Origin of the sequence: Actinotalea sp. (assembly GCF_041597215.1) — a bacterium.
In the GTDB taxonomy this organism is placed as follows: Bacteria; Actinomycetota; Actinomycetes; order Actinomycetales; family Cellulomonadaceae; genus Actinotalea.
The window spans coordinates 1-14,932 of sequence record NZ_JBFHHB010000010.1 but is presented as its reverse complement, the minus strand read 5'-3'; the positions used below and the strand labels follow the sequence as shown (position 1 = coordinate 14,932).

The 14,932-nt window shown below is 71.7% G+C and carries 12 protein-coding genes; 4 read left to right on the top strand and 8 right to left on the bottom strand.

Features of this window, described 5'->3' with window-relative positions:
• Positions 1–234: 234 nt before the first annotated feature.
• The 8 genes from ABWK99_RS01880 to ilvD all read right to left on the bottom strand — a co-directional run bounded on the left by ABWK99_RS01880 (position 235) and on the right by ilvD (position 10,044).
• On the bottom strand, positions 235–1,344 hold the full coding sequence (locus ABWK99_RS01880) for a branched-chain amino acid aminotransferase (protein WP_372592990.1): 1,110 nt from the start codon (positions 1,342–1,344) through the stop codon (positions 235–237).
• Between the two features lie 85 nt (positions 1,345–1,429).
• Positions 1,430–2,536 (bottom strand): branched-chain amino acid aminotransferase, encoded by a 1,107-nt coding sequence (locus ABWK99_RS01875; protein ID WP_372592989.1) that lies wholly within the window; start codon positions 2,534–2,536, stop codon positions 1,430–1,432.
• Between the two features lie 52 nt (positions 2,537–2,588).
• Complete coding sequence (locus tag ABWK99_RS01870; RefSeq protein ID WP_372592988.1) at positions 2,589–3,632, bottom strand: 3-isopropylmalate dehydrogenase; 1,044 nt, start codon at positions 3,630–3,632, stop codon at positions 2,589–2,591.
• Between the two features lie 96 nt (positions 3,633–3,728).
• Positions 3,729–4,190, bottom strand: a complete 462-nt coding sequence (locus ABWK99_RS01865) for an OsmC family protein (protein ID WP_372592987.1) — start codon at positions 4,188–4,190, stop codon at positions 3,729–3,731.
• A gap of 222 nt (positions 4,191–4,412) precedes the next feature.
• Positions 4,413–5,441 (bottom strand): ketol-acid reductoisomerase, encoded by a 1,029-nt coding sequence (gene ilvC / locus ABWK99_RS01860; RefSeq protein WP_372592986.1) that lies wholly within the window; start codon positions 5,439–5,441, stop codon positions 4,413–4,415.
• Between the two features lie 73 nt (positions 5,442–5,514).
• Complete coding sequence (gene ilvN, locus ABWK99_RS01855; protein WP_372592985.1) at positions 5,515–6,039, bottom strand: acetolactate synthase small subunit; 525 nt, start codon at positions 6,037–6,039, stop codon at positions 5,515–5,517.
• A gap of 85 nt (positions 6,040–6,124) precedes the next feature.
• On the bottom strand, positions 6,125–7,990 hold the full coding sequence (locus tag ABWK99_RS01850) for an acetolactate synthase large subunit (RefSeq protein WP_372592984.1): 1,866 nt from the start codon (positions 7,988–7,990) through the stop codon (positions 6,125–6,127).
• Positions 7,991–8,340: 350 nt separating this feature from the next.
• The gene (ilvD, locus tag ABWK99_RS01845) at positions 8,341–10,044 is read right to left on the bottom strand and encodes a dihydroxy-acid dehydratase (RefSeq protein WP_372592983.1); all 1,704 of its coding nucleotides are present in this window, start codon (positions 10,042–10,044) and stop codon (positions 8,341–8,343) included.
• Between the two features lie 339 nt (positions 10,045–10,383).
• Between ilvD and ABWK99_RS01840 the strand changes: the two genes are divergently transcribed.
• From ABWK99_RS01840 to ABWK99_RS01825, 4 genes are all read left to right on the top strand, one after another.
• The gene (locus ABWK99_RS01840; RefSeq protein WP_372592982.1) at positions 10,384–11,988 is read left to right on the top strand and encodes an ABC transporter substrate-binding protein; all 1,605 of its coding nucleotides are present in this window, start codon (positions 10,384–10,386) and stop codon (positions 11,986–11,988) included.
• Position 11,989: 1 nt separating this feature from the next.
• Positions 11,990–12,961 carry an ABC transporter permease gene (locus ABWK99_RS01835; protein ID WP_372592981.1) on the top strand — a complete coding sequence of 324 codons (972 nt, stop codon included), beginning with the start codon at positions 11,990–11,992 and terminating at the stop codon, positions 12,959–12,961.
• On the top strand, positions 12,958–13,872 hold the full coding sequence (locus ABWK99_RS01830) for an ABC transporter permease (protein ID WP_372592980.1): 915 nt from the start codon (positions 12,958–12,960) through the stop codon (positions 13,870–13,872). The genes ABWK99_RS01835 and ABWK99_RS01830 overlap by 4 nt, the downstream gene beginning before the upstream one ends.
• Positions 13,869–14,932: ABC transporter ATP-binding protein (locus tag ABWK99_RS01825; protein ID WP_372592979.1), on the top strand; the 1,064-nt coding region annotated here is incomplete at its 3' end. The genes ABWK99_RS01830 and ABWK99_RS01825, both read left to right, overlap by 4 nt.

The window sequence follows — 14,932 nt, the reverse complement described above, 5'->3', positions numbered from 1 at the left end:
CAGCTGTCTCCTCTGCTTCCCCGACGGGGGTGGTGTCGGGGTCGATGCCGGTCGGAGGCGGGTGTGCCCGACCAACAAAAAGACCCCCCGGGGTACGGGAGGTCTAGCGCGCTCAGCGGGTGTGCTGAACGCGCTACTCGATAATGAGGGTGAACTGGGTCACGCGGGCATCATGCCACACGGAACGCGCCCCGTGAACCATCGGTCCACGGGGCGCTCCACGGGTCGCCGGTCTCAGGCGAGGCGGTGCAGCCAGCCGTGCTCGTCGGCGGACCGCCCGTACTGGATGTCGGTGAGCGTGCGACGGATCGACGCGGTGACCGGACCCGTCGTCCCGTCGCCGACGGTCAGGTCGAAGTCCTCGCCCTTGAGCCGCCCGATCGGCGTGACCACGGCAGCGGTCCCGCAGGCGAACACCTCGGCGACCGAGCCGTCGGCGAGCCCCGCCCGGAGCTCGTCGAGGGCGATCGGACGTTCCGTCACGGTACGACCCTGCGCGCGCAGGGTCGCCAGGATCGAGGAGCGCGTGACGCCCTCGAGGATCGTGCCGCTCAGGGCGGGGGTGGTCACCGAGCCGTCCGCGCCGACGAGCATGACGTTCATCCCCCCGAGCTCCTCGAGGTACGTGCCGGTCGCCGCGTCGAGGAAGCAGACCTGCTCGCAGCCCTTGGCGTAGGCCTCCTGCTGCGGGAGCAGGCTGGCGGCGTAGTTGCCGCCGCACTTGGCCGCACCGGTCCCGCCGGGGCCCGCGCGGTGGAAGGTCTCGTCGACCCAGATCGAGACGGGCCGCACGCCCCCGGAGAAGTACGGGCCGACGGGCGAGGCGATCACGAGGAACTCGACCTCGCGGGAGGGCCGCACGCCGAGGAAGGTCTCCGAGGCGAACATGAACGGCCGCAGGTACAGGCTCGTCTCCTCGCCCGAGGGCACCCAGGCCCCGTCGACCTGCACCAGCGCCTCGATCGCTCCGAGGAAGTCCGCCACGCTCAGCTCGGGAAGGGCGAGGCGACGCGCCGACGCGGCGAAGCGCGCAGCGTTGGCCTCCGGCCGGAAGGTCCACACCGAGCCGTCGGCGTGCCGGTAGGCCTTGAGCCCTTCGAAGATCTCCTGCCCGTAGTGCAGCACCGCTGCGGCCGGGTCCACCTGGAGGGGGCCGTAGGGCTCGATGCGCCGGTGGGTCCAGCCGTCCCGCTCGGTCCAGGTGATCCTGGCCATGTGATCGGTGAAGACGGTCCCGAACCCCGGCTCGGCCATGAGCCGGGCGCGCTCCTCGTCGCTGCGCACCGAGGTCGCCAGGTGGCGTTCGAAGGCATCGGCTCCGGTGGCCGTGGTGGTGCTGCTCATCTCATTCCCTTCGACCGGGGCGGCCGCCACAACGGAGCCCGCCCAGACGTTACCCGTCTCGACCCGCCTGCTCACACCCGCCGCCTCACACGAGCCGGTGCATCCACCCGTGCGTGTCGGGCGCCCGACCGTGCTGGATGTCGGTGAGCCGCTCGCGTACCGCGACCGTGACCGGCCCGGCCGTCCCGTCGCCCACCTGCTGGTCGATGCCGTTCCCACGGAGCCGGCCGATCGGGGCGACGACGGCCGCCGTCCCGCACGCGAAGACCTCGGTCACCTCGCCCGACGCCAGGTCCCCCAGGACCTCGGCCAGCGGGGCCTCTCGTTCGACGACGGGGTGACCGGCCTCGCGCAGCAGGGTGAGGATCGCGTCGCGCGTGATGCCCGGGAGGATCGACCCGCTCAGCGCCGGGGTGACGACCTGACCGTCCCGCCGCACCAGCACGAGGTTCATCCCCCCGAGCTCCTCGAGGTTGCGCGCGGTCGCCGCGTCCAGGAAGCAGACCTGGGCGCACCCGTGCGCGCGGGCCTCGTTCTGGGAGACCAGCGAGGCGGCGTAGTTGCCCATGGTCTTGACCGCGCCGGTCCCGCCCGGGCCTGCACGGTGCAGGTCCTGCGCGATCCAGATCGAGACCGGCTGCACACCCGAGGCGAAGTAGGGGCCCACCGGGGAGGCGATCACCACGTACTCGGCCCGCTGGGCGCCGCGCACCACGAGCAGCGCCTCGGAGGCGAACAGGACGGGCCTCAGGTAGAGGCTGGCCTCCGGGCCGTCGGGGACCCAGTCCACATCCACGCTGACGAGAGCCTCGATCGAGGCGAGGAAGTCCTCGACGGGGAGCTCGGGCAGCGCCATCCGGCGCGCCGATACGGCGAGGCGAGCGGCATTGGCCTCCGGGCGGAAGGTCCAGACCGAGCCGTCCGCGTGCCGGTAGGCCTTGAGGCCCTCGAAGATCTCCTGCCCGTAGTGCAGGACGGCCGTCGCCGGGTCGAGGGCGAGCGGGCCGTAGGGCTCGACGCGTCGCTCGCCCCAACCGTCCGCGGCCGTCCAGGTGGCGCGCGCCATGTGGTCGGTGAACACCTCGCCGAAGCGCGGCTGAGCCATCAGGCGGTCACGCTCCTGCGGCGCGCGAGGTGCGGCCGCGCGATGCACGGCGAAACCCGCGCCCTGGACGGACGACTCTGCGGTCATGACGGCTCCCTCGGTCCAGCGGCGGATGGCGGCGCTACCGGGAGGGGACGACTCAGCCGGCGACGCGCGCCGCCAGGTCGGTCCCCACCTCGGCCGTGGTGCGTACTCGCCCACCCCGCTCGGCGAGGTCGGCGGCGACGGCAGCCTCCACGCGCGCGGCGGCCGCGTTCAGGCCCAGGTGGTCGAGCAGCAGGCTCACCGACATGACGGTCGCGGTCGGGTCGGCCTTGCCCTGCCCGGCGATGTCCGGCGCGGAGCCGTGCACCGGCTCGAACATCGACGGCGTCGTGCGGTCGGGGTTGATGTTCCCCGAGGCCGCCAGGCCGATCCCGCCGGTGATCGCGGCGGCCTGGTCGGTGAGGATGTCGCCGAAGAGGTTGTCGGTGACGATGACGTCGAAGCGCGACGGGTTGGTCGTCATGAAGATCGTCGCGGCGTCGACGTGCAGGTAGTCGGTCGTCACCTCGGGGAAGTCGGCGTTGACGGCCTCGACCGTGCGGCGCCACAGGTGACCGGCGTGCACCAGCACGTTGTGCTTGTGCATCAGCGTCAGGTGCTTGCGCTGACGGGCGGCGGCGCGGGCGAAGGCGTCGCGGACCACGCGCTCGACCCCGAAGGCCGTGTTGACGCTGACCTCGTTGGCGACCTCGTGCGGGGTACCCACGCGGATCGCGCCGCCGTTGCCGACGTACGGGCCCTCGGTGCCCTCACGGACGACGACGAAGTCGACCTCGCCCGGCTCCGCGAGCGGCGAGCGCACGCCGGGGTACAGGCGGGCGGGCCGCAGGTTGACGTAGTGGTCGAGCTCGAACCGCAGCCGCAGGAGGAGCCCACGCTCGAGGACACCCGAGGGGACACCCGGGTCGCCGATCGCGCCGAGCAGGATCGCGTCGTGCTCACGCACGGTGGCCAGGTCCGCGTCGGTCAGCGTCTCCCCGGTCGCGTGCCAGCGACGCGCGCCCAGGTCGAGCTCCGTCGTCGTGATCGAGGTGCCGCTGCCTGCCAGCGCGGCGTCGAGCACCCGCAGACCCTGCTCGACGACCTCGGTTCCGATGCCGTCGCCGGCGATGACTGCGAGTCTGATGTCCTGGGCCATGGCCCGCATTCTAGACGCGCGTCCACACTTCGAAACGCCCGTCTCATTCCTCGGCACGGGTCGGTCGACCGCCGACCCGTGCCGAGGACGAGCCGATCAGGCCTCGACGGACGCCCTGTCGACGGCGGCCCGGCGCAGCAGCACCGGGGTCGTCGCGCCGAGGTTGTCCGCCACCGGGCAACGGCTCTCGGCGATCGCGAGGATCTCGTCGATCTCCTCGTCGCTCGCCGGGGAGTCGACCTCGGCGACGAGCTCGACGGACAGGAAGCCCGGCCGGGGACCGGAGGGGTCACCCATGAAGCGGCGCGGGTCCAGGGCACCGGAGACGGTGACCCGGAGACCGTCGATCTGGACGCCACGCTCCTTCGCCACGAGGTGCACCACGACGTTGATGCAGCCGGCGAGCGCCGACAGCACGAACTCCACGGGGTTGGGCCCCGCGTTGGTGCCGCCGAGCTCGGCCGGCTCGTCGATCGCGAACTCGAAGCCACGGACGGACATCGCGATCTCGCTGTGCGATCTCGAGACGCCGGAGACGCTGAACTGCAGGTTGGCCATGGGACGACCCTCTCCTCGGCCCCCGCCTCGGTGCGGTGGGGTCACCACGAGCGTCCACCGGCGCCAGGGCCGCCGCGCAGGACGAAGGGCACGGGGATTCCCCGGGAGGGGCCGGGTCAGAGGGGTGGTGGCCCGGCTCGCGCCCCCGCGGTTGCCCGCCGTCCCGTCGGGCCACCACATGGCGGAGGGCGGGACGCCGTGGCGCCCCGCCCTCCGGTGGGATCAGCGTGCGGCGTGGCCCTCGACGTAGTCGGAGTCGGCCGGCTTGATCCACGAGAACATCTTGCGCAGCTCGCGACCGGTCGTCTCGATCGGGTGCGCCTCACCCTTGGCCCGCAGGGCCATGAACTCCGGGGCGCCGTTGTCCTGGTCGGCGATGAAGCGCTCGGCGAACGCCCCGCTCTGGATGTCGGCGAGAACGGCCTTCATGTTCTCCTTGACCTCCGGGGAGATCACGCGCGGCCCGGAGACGTAGTCCCCGTACTCGGCGGTGTCCGAGACGCTCCAGCGCTGCTTGGCGATCCCGCCCTCGACCATGAGGTCGACGATGAGCTTGAGCTCGTGCAGGACCTCGAAGTACGCGACCTCCGGCTGGTAGCCGGCCTCGGTGAGGACCTCGAACCCGTACATGACCAGCTGCGAGGCGCCGCCGCAGAGCACGGCCTGCTCGCCGAAGAGGTCGGTCTCGGTCTCCTCGGTGAAGGTGGTCTTGATGCCGCCGGCACGCAGGCCGCCGATCGCCTTGGCGTAGGACAGCGCGAGCGGCCAGGCGTTGCCGCTGGCGTCCTGCTCGACGGCGACGATGACGGGGACGCCACGGCCGGCCTCGTACTCGCGGCGCACGAGGTGCCCCGGGCCCTTCGGGGCCACCATGACGACGTCGATGCCCTCGGCGGGGCTGATGTACCCGAAGCGGATGTTGAAGCCGTGCCCGAAGACGAGCGTGGCACCGGGCCGCAGGTTCGGGGCGATCTCGTCGCGGTAGACGTGGCGCTGGACCTGGTCGGGGGCCAGGATCACGACGACGTCGGCCTCGGCGACGGCCTGGGCGACCGGGAGGACCGTCAGGCCCTGCTCCTTGGCCTTGACCGCCGACGGCGAGCCGTCGCGCAGGCCGACGCGGACGTCGACGCCGGAGTCACGCAGGTTGAGGGCGTGCGCATGGCCCTGGCTGCCGTACCCGATGACGGCGACCGGGCGGCCGGCGATGATCGAGAGGTCGGCGTCGTCGTCGTAGAACAGCTCTGCCACGAGATTGTCTCCTTGCTGGTTCGGATATGAGGGAAGTCTTGCCGGAACCGCTCGGCGGTACCGGATGTGGCCGTCAGGCGGGACGGACCACGCGCTCCAGAGCGCGGTCGGTGATCGAACGGGCGCCACGGCTGATCGCCACGGTGCCGGACTGCACGATCTCCCGGACGCCGAAGGGCTCGAGCGCGGTGAGCAGGGCCGAGAGCTTGCTCGGGCTGCCGACCGCCTCGATCGTCACAGCCTCGGGCACCACGTCGACGACGTGCGCACGGAAGAGCTGCACGACCTCGAGCACCCCGGTGCGGGCGGCGGCGTCGGCGCGGACCTTGACGAGCAGCAGCTCGCGCTGGACCGACGACTCCTGCTCGAGCTCGACGATCTTGAGCACGTTGATGAGCTTGTTGAGCTGCTTGGTCACCTGCTCCAGCGGCAGCTCGTCGACGTCGACGACGACGGTGATCCGGGAGATCTCCGGGTGCTCGGTCGGGCCCACGGCAAGGGAGTGGATGTTGAACGCCCGACGGGCGAACAGACCGGCGACCCGGGTGAGCACACCGGGCTTGTTCTCGACGAGCACCGACAGGGTGTGCCTGCTCATGCTGCACCTTCTTCTGAGGTCCGGACGTCGCCGAGAACGACGTCGCTGCTGTCTACGGGCTGGGCGGGGCGGGAGCCGGTCACGCTCACTCCTCCCGGTCCCAGGACGGGCTGATGCCGCGGGCGTACTGGATCTCGTCGTTGCTGACCCCTGCGGCGACCATCGGCCACACCATCGCGTTGGCCGAGACCGTGAAGTCCACGACCACGGGCTGGTCGTCGATCTCCATCGCGCGCTTGATCGTCGCGTCCACGTCCGCAGCCGTCTCGCAGCGCAGCCCGACGCAGCCGTAGGCGTCGGCGAGCTTGACGAAGTCGGGGATGCGCCTGCTGCCGTGCCCGGTGTGCAGGTCGGTGTTGGAGTAGCGGGACTCGTAGAACAGCGTCTGCCACTGGCGCACCATGCCGAGCGAGGAGTTGTTGATCACCGCGACCTTGATCGGGATCTCGTTGATCGCGCAGGTGGCGAGCTCCTGGTTGGTCATCTGGAAGCAGCCGTCGCCGTCGATCGACCACACCGTGCGCGAGGGGTCACCGACCTTCGCCCCCATCGCCGCCGGCACCGAGTAGCCCATGGTCCCCAGGCCGCCGGAGTTGAGCCAGGCGTTCGGCCGCTCGTACCGGATGAACTGCGAGGCCCACATCTGGTGCTGGCCCACGCCCGCCACGTAGACGGCCTCGGGCCCGGAGAGCTCGCCGATCCGACGGATGACGTGCTGCGGGGCGAGATGACCGTCGTCCGGCTCGGTGAAGCCGAGCGGGAAGGTCTCGCGCCACTCGTCGATCTGGCGCCACCAGCGCTCGAGGTCGGGCTTGCCGTGCTGCGCGTGCTCGCGGGCGAGCTCGGGAAGCAGGTCGGCCAGGACCTCCTTGAGGTCACCGACGATCGGCACGTCGACCTCGCGGTTCTTGCCGATCTCCGCGGGGTCGATGTCCGCGTGCACGATCGTGGCGTGCGGGGCGAAGGAGGAGAGCTTGCCAGTCACCCTGTCGTCGAAGCGCGCGCCGAGGGCGACGATGAGATCCGCCTTCTGCAGCGCGGCGACGGCGGGGACCGTGCCGTGCATCCCGGGCATGCCGAGGTTCTGCGGGTGCGAGTCGGGCAGGGCGCCGCGCGCCATGAGCGTGGTGACCACCGGGGCCCCCGAGGCGTCGGTCAGCGCGCGCAGCTCGGCCGAGGCCCCCGCGCGGATCGCCCCACCGCCGACGTACAGCACCGGCCGGCGGGCGGTGGCGAGCAGGCGGGCCGCCTCGCGCACCTGCTTGGCATGCGGCTTGGTGACCGGGTGGTAGCCGGGCAGCTCGATCTCGGTCGGCCACTCGAACGTCGTCTGCGCCTGCATCGCCGACTTCGCGATGTCCACCAGCACCGGACCGGGTCGGCCGGTCTTGGCGATGTGGAAGGCCTGGGCGATGACCCGCGGGATCTCGTCGGGGTTCGTCACCAGGAAGTTGTGCTTGGTCACCGGGAGGGTGATGCCGACGATGTCGGCCTCCTGGAAGGCGTCGGTGCCGATCATCGAGGCGCCGACCTGGCCCGTGATCGCCACGAGGGGGACGGAGTCCATGTTCGCGTCGGCGATCGGGGTCACGAGGTTCGTGGCCCCGGGGCCGGAGGTCGCCATGCACACGCCGACCTTGCCGGAGGTGTAGGCGTAGCCGGAGGCCGCGTGACCGGCACCCTGCTCGTGGCGCACGAGGATGTGCCGCACGAGCGGGGAGTCCATCAGCGGGTCGTAGGTCGGCAGGATCGCGCCGCCGGGGATGCCGAAGACGGTCTCGACGCCGGCGGCCTCGAGGGAGCGCACGATCGACTGGGCTCCGGTCATCCGCTGCGGTCCTGCGGCGTGGACATCGGCCGGCGTGACGGATACGGGGCCGACCGGGACACCGTTCGCATCGGACGTCCGGCTGGCGCCGGCGGGAGGTGCGGGGTGAGGACCCTGGACCATCGTTGCTCTCCTGGGTGGTCGGTGCTGCCTGGTGGTCGTGCGGACGTGCCCTGCTGGCATGAAAAAACCCCTCGGGCCGCCAGCACGGCGAACGAGGGGTCGGCGCAGGAGGAACCGGGAAGGCTCGGCCTGCGCCTAGAGAACTACGAGGGTCGTCTGCACACCGGCGAGAGTACGCCCGCAGGGGTCACTTGTCACGCGACATGACCCGCGTCTCAACATTCGGATCACGAGTCCAACTCACGAGACGCCGAGCGTGGGACCTTGGTCTCAGGTCGAGCGAGAGAGCCGCGGGCGATCGACCGACCACCCCTCGACCGGGTGGGAGCGGGTCCTCGTCGGTGCCCGGCTCAGATCAGCACGGCGCCCCTCGACGCCGACTGCACGAGCTTCGCGTACTTGGCCAGCACGCCGCGGGTGTAGCGCGGGGGCAGCGGCTCCCACCCCTGGGCGCGGGTGGCGAGCTCGGCAGGTTCGACCAGCAGGTCGAGGGTCGCGTCGGCCATGTCGAGCCGGATCCGGTCGCCGTCGCGCACGAACGCGATCGGGCCCCCGTCCACGGCCTCGGGCGCGACGTGCCCGACGCACAGGCCGGTGGTCCCGCCGGAGAAGCGCCCGTCGGTGAGCAGAAGCACGTCCTTGCCGAGTCCTGCTCCCTTGATCGCGCCGGTGATCGCGAGCATCTCGCGCATCCCGGGGCCGCCCTTGGGGCCCTCGTAGCGGATGACGACGACGTCACCTGCGGTGATCGTGCCGTCCTCGAGGGCGTCCAGGGCCGCGCGTTCGCGCTCGAACACCCGCGCCGTGCCCTCGAAGACGTCGGAGTCGAACCCGGCGGACTTCACGACGGCACCCTCCGGCGCGAGCGATCCGTGCAGGATCGTGATCCCCCCGGTGCGGTGGATCGGGTTGTCCATCGCGCGCAGGATCGTGCCGTCCGGGTCGGGCGGGGCGATGTCCGCGAGGTTCTCCGCGACGGTCCTCCCGGTGACCGTGAGGCAGTCGCCGTGCAGCAGGCCGGCGTCGAGCAGGGCCTTCATCACCACGGGCACGCCACCGATCCGGTCGACGTCGTTCATCACGTAGCGACCGAAGGGCTTGAGATCGCCCAGGTGCGGGACCTGGGCCGCGACCCGGGCGAAGTCGTCGAGGGTGAGGTCCACCTCGGCTTCGTGGGCGATCGCCAGCAGGTGCAGCACGGCGTTCGTCGAGCCGCCGAAGGCCATCACCACGGCGATCGCGTTCTCGAAGGCCTCCTTCGTCATGATCTGGCGCGCGGTGATCCCCTTGCGCAGCAGCCCGACGACGGCCTCGCCGGACTTGAACGCGAACGCGTCACGGCGGCGGTCCGCCGAGGGCGGAGCCGCCGAGCCCGGCAGGGACATGCCCATCGCCTCGGCGACGGACGCCATGGTGTTCGCGGTGTACATCCCGCCGCAGGCGCCCTCCCCCGGGCAGATCGCCCGCTCGATCCGGCCCACGTCCTCGGTGCTCATCAGTCCGCGGGAGCACGCACCGACCGCCTCGAAGGCGTCGATGATCGTGACCTCCTTCTCGCTGCCGTCCTCGAGCTTGACCCAGCCCGGAGCGATCGATCCGGCGTAGAGGAACACCGAGGCGAGGTCCAGGCGGGCCGCGGCCATGAGCATGCCGGGCAGCGACTTGTCGCAGCCGGCGAGCAGCACCGAGCCGTCGAGCCGCTCGGCCTGCATGACGACCTCGACGCTGTCGGCGATCACGTCCCGGCTCACCAGGGAGAAGTGCATCCCCTCGTGGCCCATCGAGATGCCGTCGGAGACGGAGATCGTGCCGAACTCGAGCGGGTACCCCCCTGCGGCGTGCACCCCGTTCTTCGCGGCCGCCGCCAGCCGGTCGAGCGAGAGGTTGCACGGCGTGATCTCGTTCCAGGAGCTCGCGACGCCGATCTGGGGCTTGACCCAGTCGTCGTCGCCCATGCCGACGGCCCGGAGCATCCCCCGGCTCGCCGTGCTCTCGAGCCCGTCGGTGACCTGGCGACTGCGCGGCTTGATGTCGGGGGTGCTCGGCTCGCTCATGCCGGGAGTCTAGATCGGCTGCCCAGGAGCGCAGCCCGAACCTCCCCCCGACCCGAGCGGGACCAAGGACCTGCCGTTGCCTTCCGGCCCGATCGGGACGATATCCGCAGCGCAAGCAGGACCAAGGGCGCACTTTCAGTCGTTACTATTCTGATACGCGACGGAAACCCTTGATCGACCCGTCGTCCACTAGCCTCCGATCCTCACCCCTCCGTCGCAAGGAGTCGTGCCGTGCGTCTCAGGCCCCCCAGCCCGTGGTCCCCGAACGAGGACGGCGCGGTGCCGCCGTCCGCGAGCACGGCGGGCGCTGCGCGCCGGCCGGCCACCAGGGTGGGGGCGGTGCGCCGAAGCATGGCCGTCGCGACCATCGCCGCGATCACCCTGCTCGGCGCCTGCGCCCCGAGCTCCACCGAGAGCACCTCGACCGCCGGCGAGGACACCGTCGGTGCGGACACCGGCGAGGAGATCGAGACCCTCACCGTGGCCCTGCCCGGGTCGCTCGCCTCGCTCGACGCGAACACCGAGGGCGGGATCCTCAACTACTACGTCGCCTCGATCGCCCAGGAGGGACTGCTCGGCGTGAGCCCCGAGGGGACGCTCGAGCCCGCGCTGGCCACCTCCTGGGAGCAGCCCGACCCCTCGACGTACGTCTTCGACCTGCGGGACGACGCCGTCTTCGCCGACGGCACGCCCCTGACGGTCGACGACGTCCTGTTCTCGATCGAGCAGGCGCGCGACCCGGAGGTCTCCCCCGGGACCGCCGGGTACTGGCCCGAGATCGCCTCGATCGAGCAGACCGACACCTGGCAGATCACGATCACCCTCGCCGAGCCGAACCAGGCCTTCGCCTGGGTCCCCACGGCCGTCGGCGCCCTGTGGGTCACGTCCCAGGCCTTCTGGGAGGCGAACGACGGGACGGTCGGCACCTCCGACAGCCTGATCCTCGGCACCGGCCCGTACCGGGCGACGGCCTTCGTGCCGGACTCCTACGCCGAGTTCGAGCGGGTGGACACCTGGTGGGGCGGTCTCCCGAAGGTCAAGACCATCCGCTTCGAGTTCATCCAGGACGAGAACACCCGACTGCTCGCGCGCCAGTCCGGCGAGGTGGACATCGCGCTGAACGTCCCGATCGCCCAGGCGGAGCAGTGGGAGCAGACGGAGAACACGCGCGTCGTCTTCCAGCCCGACAACTCCTACGTCGGCCTCACGTTCGACACGACCGTCGCCCCCTTCGACGACGTGCACGTGCGGCGCGCCATCGCGCACGCCGCCGACCGTCAGTCGATGGTCGACGGTGTCCTGCAGGGCAAGGGCGAGGTCGCCACCGGCATCCCCACCCCGGAGCAGCTCGCCTCGGCGATCCCTCTGGACGAGGCCAGGACCCGGCTGGGCGAGCTGCCGCAGGTCGAGTTCGACCTCGAGGCGGCTGCCGACGAGCTCGCGCAGTCGAGCGTCCCCGACGGTTTCGCGGCCGAGCTCAAGTACCCCAACACCGGGCCGCAGCTCGGGAAGGCAGCGCTGGCGCTCTCCCAGTCGCTCGCGACCGTCGGCATCGACCTCACCGTCACCGAGGTACCCATCGAGGAGTGGCTCGCGACCCTCGGCGACGGCGAGACCGGGCTCAGCTTCATGTGGTACTTCTCCACGACGGGTGACCCCGCCGAGGTGATCACGTACCTGCTCGACGACACCTGGGGCAACGTGGCCAGCTACTCCGACCCCGAGGTGAGCGACCTGCTCCGCCAGGCACGGGAGTCGACGGAGCCCACCGAGGTCGTCGACCTCATCCTCGAGGCGAACGCCCTCGAGGTCGAGGACCTGGCCTACTGGCCGCTGTGGTGGGGCCAGTCCGCGACGGCGATCTCCGACTCGATCGGGACCGAGGACTTCAGCCCGTACTTCCTGCTCTCCGTCTGGCCCGCACGCCTGTACGCGGCCGGCTGAGGTGGGCGTTCTGCGTCGTCACCCGGTGGTGCGGTTCGTCCTGCGCCGCACCGCCGGGACGGTCGTCCTGCTGCTCGGGCTCTCGTTCATCGTCTTCGCCCTGCTCTACCTCGCCCCGGGCGACCTGACGAAGAACCTCCTCGGCAACCGCCGCGTCTCGCCCGAGGCGATCGCGGCGGTCCGGGAGCAGTACCACCTGGACGACCCCTTCCTCCTGCAGTACGGCCGGTGGCTCCTGGCCACGCTCCAGGGCGACCTGGGCGTCTCGATCCGGTCGGGGGCGGGGGTCGGCTCGATGCTCGTGGACCGTGGCGGTCTCACCATGGCGCTCACCCTGATCGCCTTCGCCCTGGCCGTCGGCCTCGGTGTCCCGCTCGGCGTGCTGGCCGCCCGGCGCCGCAACTCCGCCGTCGACCGCGGCATCGTCGGGGCCGCGCTCGTCGGGGTCAGTGCCCCGAGCTTCGCCGTCGGCCTGCTGCTGCTGTACGCCTTCGCCGTCATGCTCGGCTGGTTCCCGCTGTACGGGGTGGGCGAGGGGGTGCTGGACCGGTTGTGGCACCTGGCCCTGCCGGCAGCGGCCCTGGCGATCGGACTCGGAGCTCTCGTGATCAAGATGACCCGCACCGCCGTGCTGGCCGAGCTCGAGCAGGACTACGTGACCTTCGCCCGTGCCCGTGGCCTGAACGGCCGGACCGTCTCGCGGCTGTACCTGACCAACGCGGCGATCCCGATCGTCACGAGCGCCGGCCTCATGCTCGCCTTCCTCTTCGGCGGGACGATCCTCGTCGAGGTGACGTTCGCGCTCCCCGGGATCGGCTCGCTCCTCTCGGAGTCGATCACCTTCAAGGACGTTCCGGTCGTGCAGGCCGTGACCCTGCTCGTCGCCCTGGTGATCGCCGGGACGAGCCTGCTCGTCGACCTCGCCTACCTCCTGCTCGATCCGCGGGTCAGGCGGACGGGGGTCGGCGCATGAGCGCCGTCGTGACCACCGCCGAGGGGGGCACCCCCGCGGACCAGGGACGCGAGCCACGCGACGCGAGCCGTCGCCTGGCGGGTCGGCTGGCGCGCGGGCTGCGCCGGGTGCCGGGGTCCGTCGGGGCGAGCATCGCCGTGCTGAGTGCCGTCGTGGTGCTCGTCGCCATCTCCCCGTTGCTCGAGTCGGCAGCCACCGCCCAGGACCTCCTGCTCGGCACCACCCCAGCCGGCACTCCAGGGCACCCGTTCGGGACGGACGACCTGGGCCGCGACGTGCTGTGGCTCTCCCTCGCCGGGGCACGATCGGCCGTGCTCGGGCCCGTGGCCATCGCCCTCGGTTCCATGATCTTCGGCATCGTCGCCGGCATGATCGCCGGCTACCTCGGCGGCTTCTGGGACACCGTCATCTCGCGCAGCACCGATCTCGTGCTCGCGATGCCGCCGATCCTCATGGCGATCGTCGTCGGCGGGATCGTCGGCGGCGGGTACTGGGTCACCGTCGCGGTTCTCGTCGTGCTCTTCGCACCCTCCGACATCCGGATGATCCGCTCGGCCGTGCTCCAGGCCCGGAACCAGCCGTACGTCGAGGCGACCCAGGTCCTCGGCCTTCCGACCTGGCGCGTGATGAGCCGGCACCTGCTCCCCAACGTCATGCCCGTCGTCCTGACCAACGTCTTCCTCAACGTCGCGTTCGCGATCGTGGCGATGTCCTCGCTGTCCTACCTCGGCCTGGGTGTCTCCCCCGGCGCTGCCGACTGGGGGCGCCAGCTCGCCGACGGGCGCAGCCTGCTCTACCTCAACCCCGCGGCCTCCGTCGTGCCGGGACTGCTCATCATCGTGGTCGCGACGTCCACGAACCTCGTCGGCGACTGGCTCGCCGACCGACTCGGCGTGCGGAGCGTGGCATGAGCCCTTCACGAGCGGCGACACCGGCAGGCTCGCCCGCGTCGGCCGCCACGCCGACGACGTCCTCGGCCGGTTCCGCCCCTGCCGTGAGCTCGGCGCTGAGCACCACCGACCTGCGCATCGAGGCCGCGGCCGGGCCGATCGTCGTGGGCGTGGACCTCGTGGTGCCCCGCGGTCGCACCCTCGGCGTCGTCGGGGAGTCCGGTTCCGGGAAGTCGATGATCGCGAAGGCCGTCACCGGGCTGCTCCCGGCAGGGGTCAGGGCGAGCGGCCGGATGACGCTCGGGGACCAGGAGATCGCCCTCGACGGCGGCGAGCAGTCCTTCGGCCCGGTCCGCGGGTCCCGCGTGGTGCTGCTGCTCCAGGACCCCTTCACGAGCCTGTCCCCCGTCCACCGCTGCGGGAGCCAGATCCTCGCAGCGGCGAGGATCCCGGCGCGGAGCAGCCGCGCGGCGCGCCGCGCACTGGCCGCCGAGCGACTGGCCGAGGTGGGGCTGCCGGCCGACGTCGCCGACCGCTACCCCTTCGAGCTCTCGGGCGGGATGCGTCAGCGCGTCGCCATCGCCGCCGCCCTCGCCGCCGAGCCGGAGGTCCTGCTCGCGGACGAGCCGACCACCGCCCTGGACACCACGACGCAGGCGGGGATCCTCGAGCTCCTGCACTCGGTGCAGACCTCGCGGCAGATGGGCCTCGTGCTCATCACCCACGACCTCGAGCTCGCCCGGAGCACCTGCGACGAGCTGCTGGTGCTGTACGCGGGGCAGGTGCTCGAGTCCGGCCCGGCCGCCCAGGTGCTCGCCACCCCCGGTCACCCGTACACCCGGGCCCTGCACGCGGCGAACCCCCCGCTCGACGTCCGGCTGGCCCACCTCCCCGCCGTGGAGGGATCGGTCCCCCGGCCGGCGACCGTCCTGGACCGCTGCCCGTTCGCGGCGCGCTGCCCCCATGTGCACGACGAGTGCACGGCCGAGCGACCCGTCCTCTTGCCGATCACCCCCGAGCGGTCCAGCGCCTGCGTGCTCGGTGCCGAGTACCTGGCCATCGACGCCGCCCCCGACCAGGG